14 protein-coding genes are annotated in these 18,953 nt (G+C 40.3%); 5 read left to right on the forward strand and 9 right to left on the reverse strand.

What is annotated here, in order from left to right; genetic code table 11:
* Positions 1-396 precede the first annotated feature (396 nt).
* Both H5182_RS15400 and H5182_RS15405 read left to right on the forward strand, forming a co-directional pair.
* Positions 397-2,469 (forward strand): TonB-dependent siderophore receptor, encoded by a 2,073-nt coding sequence (locus H5182_RS15400; protein ID WP_182760268.1) that lies wholly within the window; start codon positions 397-399, stop codon positions 2,467-2,469.
* The gene (locus H5182_RS15405) at positions 2,459-3,604 is read left to right on the forward strand and encodes a DUF1624 domain-containing protein (RefSeq protein ID WP_182760269.1); all 1,146 of its coding nucleotides are present in this window, start codon (positions 2,459-2,461) and stop codon (positions 3,602-3,604) included. The genes H5182_RS15400 and H5182_RS15405 overlap by 11 nt, the downstream gene beginning before the upstream one ends.
* Before the next feature lie 84 nt (positions 3,605-3,688).
* On the opposite strand, the gene H5182_RS15410 is transcribed toward H5182_RS15405, so the two are convergent.
* A complete protein-coding gene (locus H5182_RS15410) occupies positions 3,689-4,954 on the reverse strand; it encodes a mechanosensitive ion channel family protein (protein ID WP_259398319.1) in 1,266 nt (421 codons plus the stop codon).
* Positions 4,955-5,012: 58 nt separating this feature from the next.
* Here H5182_RS15410 and H5182_RS15415 point away from each other — a divergent pair, with 58 nt between their 5' ends.
* From H5182_RS15415 to H5182_RS15425, 3 genes are read left to right on the forward strand one after another with little or no spacing between them, the layout of a single operon-like run.
* Entirely contained in the window at positions 5,013-7,286 is a 2,274-nt protein-coding gene (locus H5182_RS15415; RefSeq protein WP_259398320.1) for a ferritin-like protein, read from the forward strand.
* 13 nt (positions 7,287-7,299) lie between these two features.
* On the forward strand, positions 7,300-8,241 hold the full coding sequence (locus H5182_RS15420; RefSeq protein ID WP_182760271.1) for a DUF692 domain-containing protein: 942 nt from the start codon (positions 7,300-7,302) through the stop codon (positions 8,239-8,241).
* Positions 8,238-9,116 (forward strand): DNA-binding domain-containing protein, encoded by an 879-nt coding sequence (locus H5182_RS15425; RefSeq protein WP_182717537.1) that lies wholly within the window; start codon positions 8,238-8,240, stop codon positions 9,114-9,116. Before H5182_RS15420 ends, H5182_RS15425 begins: the two co-directional genes overlap by 4 nt.
* Positions 9,117-9,161: 45 nt before the next feature.
* Here the strand turns inward: H5182_RS15425 and nudB are convergent, their stop codons facing one another.
* From nudB to H5182_RS15465, 8 genes are all read right to left on the reverse strand, one after another.
* Positions 9,162-9,605 carry a dihydroneopterin triphosphate diphosphatase gene (gene nudB / locus H5182_RS15430; protein WP_145240182.1) on the reverse strand — a complete coding sequence of 148 codons (444 nt, stop codon included), beginning with the start codon at positions 9,603-9,605 and terminating at the stop codon, positions 9,162-9,164.
* A 65-nt stretch (positions 9,606-9,670) separates the two neighbouring features.
* On the reverse strand, positions 9,671-10,399 hold the full coding sequence (locus H5182_RS15435; RefSeq protein WP_145240184.1) for a sulfite exporter TauE/SafE family protein: 729 nt from the start codon (positions 10,397-10,399) through the stop codon (positions 9,671-9,673).
* A 28-nt stretch (positions 10,400-10,427) separates the two neighbouring features.
* Complete coding sequence (locus tag H5182_RS15440; protein WP_182760272.1) at positions 10,428-11,117, reverse strand: pirin family protein; 690 nt, start codon at positions 11,115-11,117, stop codon at positions 10,428-10,430.
* Positions 11,118-11,233: 116 nt separating this feature from the next.
* Complete coding sequence (locus H5182_RS15445) at positions 11,234-12,130, reverse strand: LysR family transcriptional regulator (protein ID WP_149982269.1); 897 nt, start codon at positions 12,128-12,130, stop codon at positions 11,234-11,236.
* Positions 12,123-13,976, reverse strand: a complete 1,854-nt coding sequence (locus tag H5182_RS15450) for a monovalent cation:proton antiporter-2 (CPA2) family protein (RefSeq protein WP_145240191.1) — start codon at positions 13,974-13,976, stop codon at positions 12,123-12,125. Before H5182_RS15450 ends, H5182_RS15445 begins: the two co-directional genes overlap by 8 nt.
* A gap of 52 nt (positions 13,977-14,028) precedes the next feature.
* A complete protein-coding gene (locus tag H5182_RS15455; RefSeq protein WP_145240193.1) occupies positions 14,029-14,880 on the reverse strand; it encodes a pirin family protein in 852 nt (283 codons plus the stop codon).
* 445 nt (positions 14,881-15,325) lie between these two features.
* Positions 15,326-16,216 (reverse strand): DUF4097 family beta strand repeat-containing protein, encoded by an 891-nt coding sequence (locus H5182_RS15460; protein WP_145240195.1) that lies wholly within the window; start codon positions 16,214-16,216, stop codon positions 15,326-15,328.
* A gap of 227 nt (positions 16,217-16,443) precedes the next feature.
* A complete protein-coding gene (locus tag H5182_RS15465) occupies positions 16,444-18,840 on the reverse strand; it encodes a PKD domain-containing protein (protein ID WP_182760273.1) in 2,397 nt (798 codons plus the stop codon).
* Positions 18,841-18,953 lie beyond the last annotated feature (113 nt).

Genomic DNA, 18,953 nt, shown 5'->3' on the forward strand with positions numbered 1-18,953 from the left:
TTCTAATTTGATTGCAGCAGAATACGTTGCGCGTTTTAATTTCGTCATTTTTTCACCCAAATTTGTATGCTTATTAGCATAACATTTCTTTCTTAATGGGTGGCCAAATTAACTATGCCACTACAAATGTCTGCTATGGGCCTTTTATCTGAAATATCATTACTTTGCGATAAAGTATTAAACGAAAAAATTAAGCAGGCTATGTAAACGAGGGCTTTCATAATCATCCTTAAATATTGCTCAGAGCTAAACCTTAACGTAATTTGCTTATAATTAATAGCTTGATTTTTAGACAGGTTTATTTATTTTTTATTAAACTAAACGTTATAATGTATCACTATTTTTTAGTATGTTATATTATATCCAAATAAACCTAGCTATTATTAAAAGTGGATCATGAAGTACTCAGCATTAACTCTTGTCTTTGCAGCACTTTCTTTTGGCTCTAATGCCACAGAATCAGATATAGAAACCATCACTATTGCACATAAGCAAGCCTTTAGAGGCGATATTCCGCTTAAAGAATTACCGCAGTCAATTACCACATTAAGTAAAGAAATGATGGTTGATAATGGCATTACCAAGTTTAGAGATGCACTGGATTTTTCTGCCAGTATTTCTCGTAAAAATAATGGCGGGGCATTGTGGGATAGCTACTCTATACGGGGGCTATCGGGTAATGAAAATATGCCATCCGGCTATTTAATTAATGGCTTTAGTGGTGGGCGAGGTTTTGCGGGCCCACGTGATGTATCTAACATTGAATATATTGAAGTGTTAAAAGGTCCTGGTTCTGCACTCTATGGTCGTTCTGAACCAGGTGGTACAATTAATATCATTACTAAAAAACCACAGTTCTATCAGCAAGGCCAGTTAAAAGCTGAACTTGGCAGTGAAGATCATAAACGTGTGCAAGGTGATTACACTAACGGCCTAACTGAAGATATTGCATTTCGAATTAATGGTGCATGGCAAGATAGTGACAGTTTTCGAGATCACGTACATCATGATAAGTTTGTGATCACGCCTTCGGTGTATTACAGCATCAATGATAAATCGTCATTAACGTATGAGTTTGAGTACGTTGACCAGCAGCAAATGTATGACCGAGGTATTGTTGTACTTAACGATAATTTTGACACCGTACCTAGAAGTCGCTTTTTAGGTAACCCTAATGATGCGCCAACTAAAGTGCACTCTCGCGGACACCAACTTAATTATGACTATGACTTTAATCGCGACTGGTCACTCTTATTGGGCGCTAACCATCGTACCGCTACGTTAACAGGTTTTTCGTCTGATGCTGAACTATCTCCTCCAAGACAGACTTTGTCTTTAGATAATCCTATGCTTACGCGTCAACACCGTTATAGAGATTATTACTCTAATGATTTGTCAGTACGCGCAGAATTAAGTGGTCATTTTGATCTTGCTGATATCACTAACCATGTTTTGATTGGTGTTGATGGGTATGACTATGAGCTTCGCACTGGGCTTTATCGTTATCGTGGTGGTAAAGATACGTACACATTAAATATTTATCAGCCAAACTACAGTGAAGGGCAAGGCCCCGATGTTGCGCAACTGTATGAAAACAATGAAAAGCAAAAGGCATACGGTATTTATGTACAAGATCAGTTAGACCTTACCGAGCGTTTTAAATTAATGCTGGGATTGCGGTTTGATGAAATTGAGCAGAATATTTTCGAGGCTAAGTCAGGCGTTGCCTCAGATAGCACGATGAACCGACTTAGCCCACGGCTAGGGATGGTATATGAGCTAAATGATGCGATTAACCTTTATACCAGCTATTCCGAAGGGTTTATACCTTTAAGTGGTACTGATGCTAAGGGTAAATCGTTTGGTTTTGAAGAAAGTGATTCCTTTGAAGTGGGTGTGAAGTTTGGCTTTGACAACGTAAGCGGTACCATCGCTTTATTTGATGCTAGCAAAGGCAACATGTTGGTGGCTGACGATAAGGGTTATTCAAAACCTATTGGTAAAGTAACCAGTAAAGGTATTGAGGTTGATCTGACTGGTAGTTTAGGTGAAAACACTCAGTACACACTTTCGTATGCTTACGTAAAGGCTGAAACGGCCAAAGACATGATTAATGTTGAGTGGTTAGAGCCTATTCCTAAAGGTAGCCCGTTAGTTAACGTACCAAAAAATAATTTTTCGCTTTCTTTAAATCACAATACCCGTGTACTTGAGCAAGACATTAAATTTGGTGGTCATTATCAATATATTTCAGAGCGACTGGGCGACCCAATAAGCTTATCTTTTAACTTACCAAGTTATCAGCTGGTGGGTTTATTTGCTCAATGGCAGGCGACTGAACGGACAAATGTTTCACTTAATGTTGATAATGTATTTGATGAAAGCTACATAGCCAGTAGCTACAACGCATTATGGGCCTACCCTGGTGCACCAACACAGTTTAAATTGGGTATAACATATGACTTCTGAACAAGTTAAAAACCGTATTCACAGTATCGATATCATGCGTGGCGTGGTTATCTTACTCATGCTACTTGATCATGTGCGAGAGCGTTTTTTCTCGCAAATGCCGGTATTAGACCCAATGGATGTTGACGTTACCTCTCCAGGGCTGTTTTGGAGCCGTTTTGCAGCGCACTTTTGCGCGCCAACCTTTATCTTTTTAACAGGGCTTTCGGCGTGGCTTTATAGCCACCCAAGCTCAGGTAAAGTACGCTCTGCACGTAGTTTTTTAGTTAAGCGGGGGTTGTTTTTAATTGCCCTTGAAGTTACGGTTATTTGCTTTTTGTGGATTTGGTTTATTCCTACTATTTTTCTACAAGTAATGTGGGTTATTGGTTTATGTATGTTGGCTCTGGCATTACTAATTAACTTACCGCAACGACTATTGTTAGCATTGGGTTTATTGATCGTTTTTGGCCATAACTTACTCACACCAATTACCTTCAGTCCTGATGAGTGGGGTTATACCTTATGGACTATTCTGCACGATCGCGGCTTTATCTCTGAAGGTGGTTTAGTTAATGTCAAAATCAGTTACCCAGTATTACCTTGGATTGGGGTTATATTACTTGGTTACTGCGCAGGCCCACTGTATGCACATAACCGAGACAGTGAAGATCGTAAACAGTGGCTGATTGGTTTGGGCTTAGCGTGTATAGCGTTATTTGCTATTTTACGCGGCTTAAATATCTATGGCGAAACGCTACCTTGGCAGCAGTTTTCAACAGCAGTGCAAACGGCTATGTCGATATTTAACGTTACCAAATATCCACCTTCACTGAGCTTTTTATTAATCACTTTAGCGCTGATGTTTTTTGGCTTATGGTTTTTTGAGCGTCCGTTAAATCGCTTTAGTAATGCTTTAAGAGTGTATGGCTCGGTGCCAATGTTCTTTTATATTTTTCATCTTTACGTTTTATTGATTTTATACACAATTTGCAGTGCTATTTTTGGTGCTAATCATGGTGCATATTTTGCCGTAAATGATATTACATGGATTTGGTTAATTACGGTTGTGTTAGCCGTTACTTTATATTGGCCAACTAAGGCATTTAGTCACTATAAGCGCAAAGCAAATAAACCTTGGTTAAAGTATTTATAGTAACAAACAGCGGTTATAGCGCCGGCTATTTATCCACTTGTTATACCTAGCTTTTGGGGCTGGGTATAACAAGGATATTCAGTATTAAATCTTACTTGCAAAGCCTTCGTTAATGACTCTAACTTCGCGTTGCGGGAATGGTATCGCAATATTATGGGCTTTGAGGGTTTCTAGAATAATTAATAGTAAATCACCACTAACCCGGTTTTTACCATCATCAATTCCCTGCATCCAAAATTCCACAAACATATTGATGCCATTATCGCCAAAGCTATCTATTTCACAGTCAGGACGCTCTTCAATTGGTATTTCAGGGCCGCTAATAACTTGTGGGTGCTGTGCAACAGCTTGTTTAATTATTTCTACCATGGCTCTAACATCGGTGGCGTATGCCACACTAAAATCAACACGGTAGCGCTGTTTTGGGTCTTTATGGGTCCAGTTGGTCAACAGTGATGAAATAAAGGTTTCGTTAGGAACCAGTATGTCTTTGCCGTCGTAAGTTTCTAAAATTGCATGGCGCATTTTGAACTCTCGAACAAAGCCACTTTTGCCGTTTTCTAACTCAACAAAGTCACCAATGGTGAGTGACTTATCGAGCAAAATAATGATGCCAGAAATAAAGTTAGAAGCGATTGATTGCAACCCTAGACCAAGGCCAACACCTAGCGCACCACCAAACACAGCAAGGGCGGTGAGGTTAACACCCATAATATTAAGCAGTAATAACGCGATGACACAAAACAGGCCAACTTCAAAGAGTTTGGTAAAGACTTCGCGGGTGCTGATATCCAGAGTTTGCTGGTTGCGAATTATAACTTTACCAACATTACTGGAAGCGCGGCCTAACCAAAATAAAATAGCGCCAAAAAATAATACCCGAGTTAGGCCATATAAACTGACTTGAATATTACCTAAATTAATCGAAACCGCTTCAAGGGTTTTAATAAATGCTGGCAAAAAGCCCAGTAAGTGCAGCAGCAAAACGGGCAGGCCAACTAATTTAAACAGTGCTGACATAAAAGGGCTGCTAACAAACTCTTTAATAATTGAGTAAGCAAACAGCAATATAGCAATGTTGAGCGCGGTATTCATTAACCACACTTGCAAGTCTACAGTGATGCCGATAGAGGTAAATATTCGCAGTAAAATGATTGCTACTAGCGGGTAAACGATATTGCTAAGTCGAAACAGCATAATGTTTATTGGGTGATCGGACGCCACTTTAGTGTGCTTATCAACGCGCTTTTTACTGTTTTTGAATAAAGTATTAGTTTTACTTCTGTACCAAATATCTACTTTTGTAATGTATTGTAATACTGCATCGCTGATGAAACCTTCTACACTCATTTGACTTACGCGACAAGTTTCTTGGTCGCATATAACTGTCATCATGGAGCAATTGAAAATGCAGAGTGCACAAAAGGCGGTAAGGATTAACCTCGATCTTGATCTTAAAGTCAGCATCAAACAATACAAAAAAATTAAAGAGCGTCCCGTAAGTTACAAAGACGCTGATATTGCGTGTATAAAAGCCATCGCACAAGCTGCGATTAACGTTGAGTTATTTACCATCCCGTTATATATGACAGGTCTGTATTCAATACAAGGTATGCATGCAATAGGTGGGGATGAAGGCTTGTATCCCGAGCGTTTATGGCCTGGGTTAGGGGCAACAGCAGGCTTTATTCCTAATGAACGAATAGCAAAATTAGATATTACTCCAACGCCAAAACCCAGCAAGCCACTGAGCGTAAATGAACAGGCGTTTAATGCTGTTTATAGTGTGTTTATAGAAGAAATGCTGCATTTACAGTTGGCTTCTAATATCGCCAGTAAACTAAATCTAACTCCTTCATTTACCAGTAATGCACTGCAAACAGAAAAGTTTGGTTGGCATTGTTATGACGATACAACGCAAATCCCGCATATCTTAGATTTTAAAGACTGCAGCCGTGATTTATCAAAACTTAGTCCTAAAGTGAAAGAATACTTTACAACTCACTTTCAGGGTCAAACACTACAAGATATGCGAGTCAATGCAGCTGCATTGACAAAAGAGCAGGCTTTACTGTTTTTATTGATTGAAGAAACCGAGGAAAGTGCAAAAAAATTAATAATTAATAAAGATTTAGATGGAGTTCGCCCTAAATACTTTGAAACAGCTCCTTTTGATTGGTTTAAAGCAACAGATACAGAAGTTGATTTACCTATGTTTGGTTCTATCGGGCATATGTATTGCTGTTATTGGGACTATCTTGAAATTGTGTATGAGGATGGTAGTAGCTTAATTGATATTTTGGTGAATCCAGCTAAACCTGATTCTGTGCAACGTGATTACTTTAATACTCGTGACTCAGCCGAATATAAACCGCAATACCCGGGGATTAATGGTTCAATCAATGAAAGTAATGATTTAGATAAGTTAAAAATTGAGATTGTTAATAATATCAATGCAATAACGGATCAAGGTGAAGGTAAAGGTGTTGTTTCTGAAATCTGCAGCCGCTGGGCGGCAGAGAGTTGGGTAATAACGTATTTGCAGCAACAAACGGTAGCATTGAAAAGCACACCGATTGAGGCAGATGATCATCAGGTCGCTGCTAAGTTTCAACCTAATGCTGATAACCTAAAAGAAGATTACCCAGCGGATAGCGCTGGGCAAAAGCCACTTCCAGTATCAGGTATTGCATGCGCACGTATTACAAATACTAAAAAAGATCATTTTATTACCTTTGCTGATGTACTTGATTTGATTATTCAATATGAATACCAAGAGGGTCAATCTTACAGTGATAACAACGCGGCCCAAGTGTATATGACCTGGCAAACGTGGCATAACTTGTGCGGTAAATTTACAGTAGCAATGCTTAACCCGCAAGGTGGCGATAAGGCTAAGCATAAGCACCCAGATTTACCTGCTGTAGTTGATGTAGAAAAAGCATTGAATAATTTGTTTTCTAGCCCTGAACGTCGTGCACAAACACATCAAATTTTTAGTGAATCAGCGGTTGGCACTTTAAAAGGACTTACCACAGCATTGGATCGCTATTGGGGTGGTAAAACGACTGAGTTTCCAGGTCCTGCAATGGGTGGTTCGGGCGATCGAGTATCTATTTGTTGGGCTACAACAGGGCAGGCTCCAGATCTGGTTGCGGGTATTGCGGATATGTCTAAGGATGTTTTATACCATGCATGCCAAGGTATGGATTATACAAAAGAAAATTCAAATAATTTGCCTCCCGCAACAGTGTTCCACAGCTGTAAAGGTTCGAACAATTGCAAAGCACAAGGTGGGTGTGGGTTTGTGCATAGCACAACACCGGGAGGAAGCTGTGGTGGTAGCGCCCCTGCTGATGGTCCATTTAGCGCTCCTGCAAATAACAAATGTAATAATTTAGGTGGCTGTGCTGTGCCGATTTCTGCCTCGCAGCTATTCCCAAAAGAGCCATCAGCAAAACCCCAGATGCAATTATTTGAATTTGGTGATGGACCAGGCTATGCATCTACCGCTAAACCATATACCGACCCAGAAACAGGTAAAGTTCTAGAGCAAATGCCATTTAAAGAAGGTGATGCGGTTTACAGTATCGCGTGGCAGGCCTATTGTAATGCAAAAGGAGTGCAAACTACGCCGCCACCTGCAGATGATATTCGCTTAGCGCTTCCGCCTTCAACTTAATTGGATTGAATACATGACATCATACATACAGAAGCAGCCTTTTGCTGCTTCTGCTATTGAGCAAATAAACCCGCTAGGCTTTGGTTTGGGGTTGCGCAGTGAGCATTATCCGTACTTAATGCAAAAACCAGTAACAGGGGTTGATTGGTTTGAGATCATTAGTGAAAATTACATCGATAATTATGGCTATGGCCGTCATGTATTAGAACAATTGATGGCTGATTTCCCTATTGTTATGCATGGTGTGTCTATGAATATAGGCAGTAGCTCTGCGCTTGATTTTGACTATTTAGAAAAGTTAAAAGCATTGGCGGATTTTGTAAAACCAGCGTGGATATCAGATCATCTATGTTGGACAGGCTTTGCAGGAGTAAATAGCCACGATTTACTACCTATGCCGCTTACTGAGGAAAGCTTAAAGCATGTTATTAACCGGGTTAATCAGGTACAAGACTTTTTACAGCGGCCATTAGTGCTGGAGAACCCCTCTACTTATTTAGAGTTTCAAAACTCGTCGCTCACGGAGCCGGAGTTTTTTACGCAGCTGGTCGAACAAACACAGTGTGCTATGCTGCTAGACGTTAATAATGTTTATGTGTCGGCGTATAATCACGGTTTTTGCCCAAGGAAATATATAAAAAACTTACCGCTTAAAAGTATTGTGCAAATGCATTTGGCGGGGCCAACACTCAGCGGGCATTGTTTGATAGATACCCATGATAAACCAGTTCCTGAACCTGTATGGGAATTGTATCAACTCGCGCAATCTTTATGTGGGCCTGTCTCGACTTTACTGGAATGGGATGCAAATATTCCTGCGTTTCCTGAATTAGTCGCTGAGTTAAACAAAGCTAAAACTGTATTAGCGGGTCAAATTCCTCATGCTCCAGTACAAAATAACCACCAACAAGGTTGTATTTCTACACCGCTGGTTTTAGCTAAAGAGAAATTATGAGTGAACATTCATTGAGGCAAGTGCAACATTGGTTGCAAACAGTATTAATTGTTCGTGGTGATTTGGATGATAAACTCTTACAGGCATATGCGCATGATGGCGTTATGCTTGATACGCTAATTAAAAGTACAGATAAAATTTCAGCCCAGCAGCGAGTAGATATTTACGCTGCAGGTTATGTGCTAAGGCTTGTAGATTGTTTACGTTGTGAGTTTTCATTGTTGGCGCAGTATATGGGAGATTCGTTATTTTCCACATTTGCTAAAGCATTTATTGTGACGGTGCCTTCTAAAAGTTGGAGTCTATATTATTTAGGTGAGCAATTTGCCGAATTTTTAGCACAAACTAAACCACAAGGTATAATCGATGTTGCTCAACAAACTATGGTCGATTTACCTGCTCAAATAGCCTTATTTGAACGCACCAAGTCTGAGGTGTTAGTAGCCCAAGGTCTTGAAAAAAATGTAACGGCAACCGAGCTTTCTATCGAACAGCAAATGCTCACGTGTTTAGTAAATAATACTGATATTCAAGCGGCGCCTTGTTTGCGGGTAATAACATTAGATTACCCTATTTTAGAGCTCATTTCACAAATTGAAGCCTGCATAGCAAAATTAGAAGTAATGCCTGATGAGTTGATTTTACCTATTCAGCAACCATGTTACCTTGCTTTAACACGTATACATTATAGATTTAGAGTCTGGTCTTTAGCTCATTGGCAGTATTTGCTACTCGGTTTTTGTATACAAGGAAGTAGCTTTAATATGGCGATTAAGCAAACAGCATTACAGCTAGAGGTTTCTAGCGATGAGTTAACCTCAGACGCAATGATGTGGTTGCCACAAGCAATCAATATGGGCTTATTGTTTCAATAAGTGCTACAAGTAAGCAGTTAACCTAATTGATAACAATTAAATAAACTATAGCGCCAAGATTTCATCGCGATTACTTGGCGACCAGGCTTTGTCAGCCGCTTGTTGTTGCGTTAGCCAAATAAAATCGGTGTGCTCATTCGGATCTAAAGTAATGGCGATATCATCGGGTACGCAAATACTAAAAACATACTCAGTATTAATTAACGCATTGGCTTGATAGCGGTGTCGCCATGACTCTCTAATGGTATATTGATTGGTTTTTTGGTGATCGCGTATTGTTAAACCCAGCGCGCGGGCATCTATCCCTGTTTCTTCTAATAGCTCACGGTAAGCTGTCACAACAGGCGTTTCGCCTTCATCAATCCCGCCGGTGACTGATTGCCAAAAGTTAGCATCATCGGTACGTTGGATCAGTAAACAGTCTTTATTTTTTTTATAAATAACAACCAGTACAGAGAAGGGTTTACGAAGTGGTTGGTTATTTAACAAAATAGAGCCTTAAATAGCGTTTGTTGAATCAGTTTACCTAACTACGAAATGTTTAACTAGCCAGATCACATCACTAACAACCAAATACCCAGCAACAAGAGTAGTACATTCATTATTTTCAGAAACTGCGAAGTATTGAGTTTGCCCTGCAACCAGATCCCTAAACGATTACCACAAAAAGCAATCGGCAAGCTGGCAAGTGCAATTAATGCCCACTTTATTTCGATTAAACCCAGACTAATAAAGCCAATAAGCTTGACGGCATTCATCATCGCAAAAATAATCGCCACAGTTGCGACAAATCGTTTCGGTGGTAACTTAATGGTACTGAAATACATTATTAAAGGTGGGCCGCCAGCATGTACTAAGGTACTTGCAATACCGGCTAAACCGCCCATAGAGAAGGCACCTAAACGGCTATTTAAGGCACTAAAAGTAAACTTGCTAAAGGCTAAACTGCGAATAGCAAACACTATACATAAAATAGCAATCGCTGTTTTTATAAACGCCGCATCTAACCAGCCAATTAACGCATGTGCAATAACTACGCCTACCAATAAACCCGGTAGTAAGCGTTTAAGTTGCTGTATATCCCATTGTTGCCAGTAACTTTTTAAACTAAAGACATCGGCAACAATAAGTACCGGTAGCATCAAACCGATTGCGGCAACGGGGGGCATCACTAGCATTAGTAAAGGGACACTAAACACTCCAAGCGCTCCTGCAAAGCCTGATTTTGACACGCCGGTGAGCAATACGACAAATGCGATGATAGAGAGGGTTGTTACTGTCATTGATTTTTTTACTTACTGATTATTTACTTTATGCTGGTAGATCAAACCACAGCGCTTCTAAGCTGCTGGTGGCTGTTAATGTTACCCGTTCATTGCGATTTAGTGCAAAGGCATCGCCGTTACTAAAATTTTGCTTGTTAGCGTCTATATGCCCGCAGATAATATGCAAATAACCTTTTCTATCCGCTGTTTGCAATGTATGCGATTGACCCTCATCAAGTTTTAAACGATAGATACTGGCATCTTGGTTGATGCTCACGCTGCCGTGTTCGCCATTTGGTGTAACAAGTGGTGTAAGCTGAGTTGTTTGCGGAATACTTTTTTGCTCATAGCTAGGGGCTATACCACGCAATTTGGGTTGTATCCAAATTTGTAAAAAGTGCGCTGTTGCTGAATTTGAAGTATTATATTCACTGTGCATAATACCACTACCGGCACTCATCCGTTGCACGTCACCAGCAGGAACAATGTATTCATTGCCGGTGCTGTCTTGGTGTTTTAATGCGCCGGAAATGACATAGGAAATTATTTCCATATCCCGGTGTCCGTGAGTGCCAAAGCCTTGACCAGCAAGTACTTTATCTTCGTTGATCACTCTAAGTACCGACACCCCCATGTGTTTTAGATCATGGTAATGGCCAAATGAAAAACTATGCTGACTTTGTAACCAACCAAGATCAACTTGGCCGCGCTCGCTGGCTTTGCGTATGTAGTACATAACTTAACTCCTGATTAAACGCTAATTTGAATAGCAGCAGTATAAGTTTTATAAGGAAGATTAAAATCGCTTTTAAAAGGACTATTCGTTCTAATTAATAGAATGAAAGCCCTTGGTTAGCAATCAAGATCAGCCTGCATTACTTGATATCGTAACTCGCCAATGAATGTGCGCGCTGCCGGGCCAAGGCGATCACCGTCTTTAAATAGTAAATGTAGCATGGCACTGCGCTTACTATTGTGGCTAAGATTAAGGGGCTTGAGCCGATTTTGTGCTAACTGATTGGTAATCGCTGTGCTAGGTAGCCAAGCAAAGCCTAAGCCGTTGCTGATCATATCAATGGAAGTCCGCATATGGCTTACTGTCCAGCGCTGGTCGGCACCTAACCAGCCACCGTCTTGTTTATTGTGTAAGGCAGAATCGCGTACCACAATTTGTCGGTGCGATTTTAAATCTTCAAGGGTGATAGGTCGAGTGATGCTATGTAACGCATGATCTGGGTGCGCAACAGCAGTAAACTCGATATTGCACAACTCTTCACTAAACCCGGCTTTGCCAGTGAATCCCGATATTGCAATATCGGCACTGGTGTTCTCTAGTAATTCATTCGCGCCAGTCAGTACTGATTCGTATAATTCAATACGTAATAATGGATACATTGCCGAGGTATTGTTGAGTACTTTATAAAGCAGTGCTTGCGGAAAAACTTCATCAACAGCAATGCGTAATTTGCTTTCAATCCCCTCACTGAGAGTCTGCCCAATTGCTTCTATTTTGGCGGCTTCATCGAGTAGGTAATTAGCGCGGCGCATCATCATCTCACCAGCTTCGGTGATCACTGTTTTACGTCCTTCAATAGTAAATAACTTAACACCTAAAGCGGTCTCAATTTTACCAACAGCATTGTGAATACTTGATTGGCTTTTATAAATTTTTAGTGATGCTTGATTAAAACCGCCATGTTCAACCACAGCCCTAAACATACGCCATTGCTCTAAAGTTATTTTAAGCATCTTTATGGTTGTCCTCGCAGTCACCTTGGTCACAGGTATTGAGTGATTCTCTGGCACGTTTATCTTGATTGAGTACTTGTTTTAGATCTTCAGTGCGTTGACGTACCGCTACACCATAACTGTGATCATCGCCCCACAGTTTTGCTAATTGCAGTACTGAAGCACGATCGTGCTCTCTAAATAAGTGTCCTGCGCGCTGCGAGTCTTCCTTTGAATTTCCTAATAGTTCTAGGGTTTCAACGGCAAGGTTGATGGCGGAGTCAACGGTTTCTCGGTTAAACGCATCAACGTGCAAATTAAGTAATTGGTAAGCATGGCGACGATCTTTAGCGCGCGCCACAATCTTTAAGTGCGGAAAGTGTTTGCGGACAAGTTTAACTATTTCGAGAGTTTTGTCGGCATTATCAATAGCAATAACCAGTAATTGTGCGGTATCAGCTCCAGCGGCTTCGAGTAGTTCTTTACGTGCTGCATCACCATAATGCACCGTATTACCAAAGCGGCGCAGCAGATCAATTTGGCTAGGACTGTGATCAAGGACACTAATATCATACCCTTGGGTGCTCAGTAAGCGCCCCATAATTTGTCCAAAACGGCCGTACCCAGCAATGATTACGTGTTTGGCTGGGCTTATCTGCTCTGGTTTATCAAACTCAGGTTTTGTTGTTGTGTTGCTACGTTTTTGTAATGTGTCGTAAAGCATTAATAGTAAAGGGGCTATTAACATTGAGATGGCCACGACTAAGGTGGTTAAGTTGCTTTGTTCTGGGGTTAAAATTTGCAATGTATTAGTCATCGTCAGGAGCACAAAAGCAAACTCACCACCTTGTGCTAGGGCTAAAGTGAATAACAGTTGCTGGGTATGATGAATTTTAAAAGTTCGTGCTAAGGCATACAAAACAGCGGCCTTTACAACAATTAAAGCTGCAACCAATGTAACCACTAAAGTAAATTGATTAAATAACAATGCAAAGTCGATAGAGGCACCGACAGCGACAAAAAACAATCCTAATAACAGTCCTTTAAAGGGTTCTATATCGGCCTCTAACTCATGACGAAATTCACTTTCTGCCAGTACCACACCAGCTAAAAAAGTCCCTAACGCTGGAGATAAGCCAACATTTTGCATAATCAGCGCAATCGCTACCACTAAAAATAACGCAAATACAGTGAATATTTCCCGCATTCTGGTTTCAGCAATGTACCTAAATAGCGGCGCAGAAATATACTTACCAGCTAAAATAATTGCCGCGATCACTGTTACTGAGGCGGTTACTTGCCCCCAAACTGGCCAATCGGCAGTTAGCGAATTATGCGTGCTGGTGGCATTTAACATTGGCTCAAACGCCAATAATGGTAGTAATGCTAAAATAGGAATAACGGCAATATCTTGAAATAGCAGTACCGAAAACGCATTTTGGCCGGCTTCATTTTTCAGCCAACCTTTTTCTTCCAGGCTTTGTAGCACAATTGCTGTTGAAGAAAGCGCGAGCATTAAACCAATTGCTAGTGCTGTTTGCCAATGCATGGCCATAAACCAATAACAAATTGCAAAAATTACCGCGGCTGTTAGGGTTACTTGCAAACCCCCAAGCCCTAAAATAGAGTGGCGTAACTTCCAAAGCCTTGCAGGTTGTAGTTCAAGGCCGACTAAAAACAGCATCATTACTACACCAAATTCAGCAAAATGCATAACAGACGTTTGATCGCCCACTAACCCCAGCAAATACGGGCCAATTAAAATACCTGCCAGCAAATAGCCGAGCACGGAGCCTAACCCAAGGCGTTTTGCGATAGGCACCGCAACAATGGCTGCGGCTAAATAAATTAATGCGATCTCTAACATAGTTGTCCTTTGCTAATACTGGCTAACTTATTATGCCTTAAAATACTGTTTACTATAGCGGAATAAATTCTTTATCGTCACCAGGGATTTTTGGGAAACGTTGAGTTTGCCAGTCTTGTTTTGCCTGCTCTAAGCGTTCTTTGCTATAAGCAACAAAGTTCCAATGCAAGTATGGGACTTTTTCAAATTTATCGCCACCGAGCAAAATAAAGCGTGCATCACTGGCAAAGTGAATATCAGTATCGAGGTTATCAAGTAGGATAAAATCACCTGCTTGATAATCCTGTTGACCCACGGTAACGCTTCCATAAATAACATATAACGCGGTTTCTTGCTGTGGGTTAGGCGACTTAATTTGACTATTGGCGCTGCCAACCACATCAATATAAAACATGGGGGAGTAGGTTTTAACTGGGGAGCTTAATCCGTAAGCTTCACCAACAATTAAGCGCATCATGATACCTTCATGAATTATGTGTGGTAGTTGCTGTTTTTTTATATGGGTGAATGAAGGCTCAATCTCAGTCATATTTTCTGGTAGCGCAATCCAGCATTGTAAGCCGTCAATATGATGCGGGTTAGCGCGCACTTCAAAGCTTTCTCGTTCTGAGTGAACAATGCCTTTACCTGCCGTCATCCAGTTCACATCGCCTGGGTGGATTTCTAAATTATTACCTAGCGAGTCGCGATGTAAAATGCTGCCGCGAAATAAATAAGTGAGTGTTGATAAGCCTATGTGCGGGTGAGGGCGAACATTGATCCCTTGGCCAACAGGAAAATCGTTTGGTCCCATGTGATCAAAAAAGATAAATGGTCCCACCATTTTTTTATCAAAATTAGGCAGTACGCGCTTTACGTTTAAGCCACCAATATCATGTTCAGTTGGGTTGAGTATTTTAGCCATGTTTTGCTCCTAAAGGTGACCAAGCAGAGTCACGTTGATTCGATTAATTGAATACATAAGTTATAGCCCTAACAATAGATGATCACTTAATTTCGAGTGTCACTATTGATGCTTGATTAATAATATACTCAGGTTAAAAGAACGAAAATTAGTAAAAATAGGTGTTAACATTCTTTTTTAAAGAATTTTAATGGTGTGTTGTATGGCACTAAAAGGAGCTTTATGCGTAGTAAACAGTGCTTACTATTACTTGTTGATGTTTTTAATGCAAAATACCGCAGGTAGGGAAACTAACGATGACACATTTACGCTCATCAAGCATTGCGATAAGACGCTGAGGGTATTTGCGATTAGCAAAATATAGCAGTTGTTGTGAGCACACGACCGACAACACAAAATTAGACAGTAAAAAACGGCCAATTACTTGGCCGTTTTACATCAAGAGTTAGTTAAGTTTTACTGGGCCGTTGATATTATCGATGCTCAAATCACCAGAGCCAGCGTCAATGATGGTGAGACCTTTACTGTCGTTAACACGAATACTGCCTGAGCCATCCTCAATGGTGACTAGGCCATTTACATGTTCAACATAAATATCACCCGATTCATCTTCAATGGTGATGTAACTGCCTAGAGTTTTGGCATTGATGCTGCCAGAGTTATCGTCAATATCTACGCTGCCAGTGATATTAGTAAGGGTTATATCACCCGAATCATCTTCAATAGTCATATTGCCAGCAACGTTACGTGCAGTAATACTGCCAGAGTCATCACTGATCTCTACATTACCAGTAATATTTTGCAGATCGATATCCCCTGAATCATCATCAATTGTGACGTGATGACCTTGATCAATACGAATGCTCCCTGAGTCGTCATCTATAATGATATTACCTAGTACACCAGCAATATCTATATCGCCAGAGTCATCGTCAATCTCAAGGTTAAATGAGCTTGGCACAGTAATAACTAAATCAATACTGGGTGAATTACCTTGATATACCACTATTCCTGATGAACTATAATTTTTTGCTATAAGTACGGCTTTATCGCCTTTTTGTTCCAGAGTAAGTATGTAAGGGTCATCACTTTTTGCTGTATAAATAGTGGCATCTACGCTGATGTTAGTTGCTGTGGTTGAGCCGATCACTTTAAGTGAACCCGCCTCAGCATTAATACTTAGTTGCTGTAATTGTGACGCTGATATTGAGCGTTGCTGCTGTTGTTGTATATTGGCTGACGAGGTTGAAACATGCACAATACAGCCACTGAGAAACAATAGGCTAGTGGCAATAGGAAGGGCTTTGGCTAGCAAAGAAAGAGGTTTGTTGATCATTATTTATTTTCTCATTGTTAATTATATTTTACGATTTGCTAATTTATAGCAAAAACAAAGCCAAAATTTAATGATTTGTTTTTATTGGTTTTTATTTTTATTATCAGATAAGTATAGCGAATAAGTGGTCAAAAATACCAAATTTAGGGTTGTTCTTAATATTCTTTAGATTGGATCTGGAAGGTACGCTAAGCCACTTCAACACGCGTGAAGTGGCTTAGTTTTTTCTAATTATTACAAATGGTGATTATCGCTAAGTTTGGGGGCGACTGAGAGTAGTAAATAGCAGTACTTGAATAAGATGTATTGCGCACATTGTCTTCAACCACGGTTATTTCATATGTTGCAGTTACAGGGAGTGCAATATTTAGTGTGCTATCTAGATATGTGTTATTACTTTTTTGTAATATCAAAGGCTTGGTTTCATCATACTGAGCCTGAAAACTATTCGACGTTAAAATAGTATCGATCATTTTAAAGCGCAGATTTACGGTGTCGGGTCCAGTAAAATCAGGACAGACGAATACAGAGACTTCTACATCTTGAAAAACCGGTAGGCTTGTTTGATTAATATTAATGATAAAATCATTTTGTGTTATCGCTGCTGAACTATACTCGCTAGTTGCCAGTCTTTCATCTGCTGTAGAAATACTAACAGTTGCGCCCTGTTCAACACTAACTATTGCCTCAAAGAAACCGCTGCTATTTGTAGTATGCTGCTTACCATTTATCATCAGTATAGCGTTATTGATACCAACTTTAGCTACGTTGGTAATTTGTCCTTTAACTATGCCTGTTAGTAAAGCGGAATCGGTAGCAGAGATCGCAAACTCCATTACAGCTGCATTGCCCTCAGCATCAGTAACAGTAACAGTGACATTATAGCTACCTATAATATCAGGGGTAAATTCAGCGACGCCATCTTTTATGTTTACCAGTGCTGCATTTGACTCATTAGGCTTGGTAAGCCCCCAAGTATAATTAAGATTGGTCTCTTCAGGGTCGTAACTTTGGCTAACATCAAATGTTACTATATTACCAACAAAAGCCTGACGTAATTGTTCGCCTTTAGAAATAATGACTGGCTTTGCATTGTCTCTAACTATGATAGTGATTGTTTGCGTATCGGAGTCTTTATTACCATCATTGGTACGTAACGAAATAACAAAACTTCCTGCACTTGATGCTTTAAAGTAAGGTTTAGCAACGTCTGTGTTAGAAAGCGTAGCACGTCCTAATGGCGATAAAATTTCCCACTGGTAGGTAAGCTCTTTGCCTTCAGGATCTGTGCTTTGTGAGCCATCAAGTTGAATTTCTTCATCGACTAAAATAGGTGCTACATCAGCAATAATCGCTGTTGGTTTTGCATTGGCTTGAGCGTGAAGAACGCTTGTTGCTTGCTCAGAATTAAGCTGTCCGTCTGATACGATTAATGTGATCACATAATCACCTTCAATATCAGCACTGATAGAAGGGGTTGCTGTCGTACCTTGGATTAGCTGCGCTATACTATTCTCAGGTCTGCTTTTTATCTGCCAAAGGTAGCTTAAGGGTTGCCCTTCAGGATCGTTGCATTGTTCGCATTGCAGAGTAATAGTTTCAGCTAAGTTAATGTTTCTCTCAGCTACAAGTTGTGCAATAGGAGCTTGATTTGCTATCTCTACAGTTAAAGTAACTGTGGCGGTATCAGTTTCACCATATTGATCTTTAACTGTTAGTGAGAGCGTGTACTCACCGAGGTCTAAAGAAGAGAAGCCTGCGGTATTGCTTAAGTTATCAGTGAGTGTCGGGTTGCTATCGGCAGGTTGTGCGGTAATAGTCCACAGATAACTTAGTGTATCACCTTGATCAGGGTCACTGCTTTGCTTGCCATCTAATGTGACTATGCTGCGAGGAGCGACGGTTTTATTTTGTACTTTAATAACCGCTTGAGGAGCTGAATTTTCGTATAAAGACTCACTTTTTATCATTACCTCGTTGCTTGCTGTTTCCCCCAGTGAATTAGTAATGGTTAGCTTTATTGCGTAAGCACCTGTTTTATCTGCAATGAATTTGCTGGTAACGCTATTATTATTTTCTATGATTGCATTGCTGGTAAGAGGCTTTGCCGTAAACTGCCATAAGTATTTATTTATTACACCGTTAGATGTGCTACTTAGCGCACCATTTAATGCAACCACATCACCTTGTTTTACTGTTTGAGTAAGTCCTGCATGAGCAATTAATTGCGTTGGCTCGGCTTTAATTTCAATTAATTTTTCAACTGGGACGCTCGAAAGTTTGCCATCGCTCACAACTAAAATTAGTTTATAACTCTTTGCTTCAGCAAGTGATACTTCAACTTTATTTTCATTATCAACAGCAAGAGCGATCTCATTTTGTCCGTCTGCAGTGGTTAAGCGCCATTTATAAACTAATGAATCGCCGTCGGGATCGCTGCTTTTTGTACCGCTAAATGTTAGCGCGGTATTTACCCGCATTTCACCGGTTGGTGCACTGATCATGGCAACGGGTTTATTGTTAGTGACTTTATTGGTTGGTTTTTTTTCTGAGTCACCACCTCCTGAGCCACAGGCTGTGAGAGTTAGGATCAAAGCTAGCTGGATTAAAAAACTCCATTTCATATTACTTTCCTTGTTGTTGGTTTTGTTGTGTTTAGTGGTACTGTAAAGCTAAGCCTGTAGTGCTTGCTATTAAATTTAAATGAGGATTATTTCTGGTTTGAATTAGATTGGTA

The sequence above is a fragment of the Pseudoalteromonas sp. SG44-17 genome (assembly GCF_014164235.1).
GTDB lineage: Bacteria > Pseudomonadota > Gammaproteobacteria > Enterobacterales > Alteromonadaceae > Pseudoalteromonas > Pseudoalteromonas rhizosphaerae.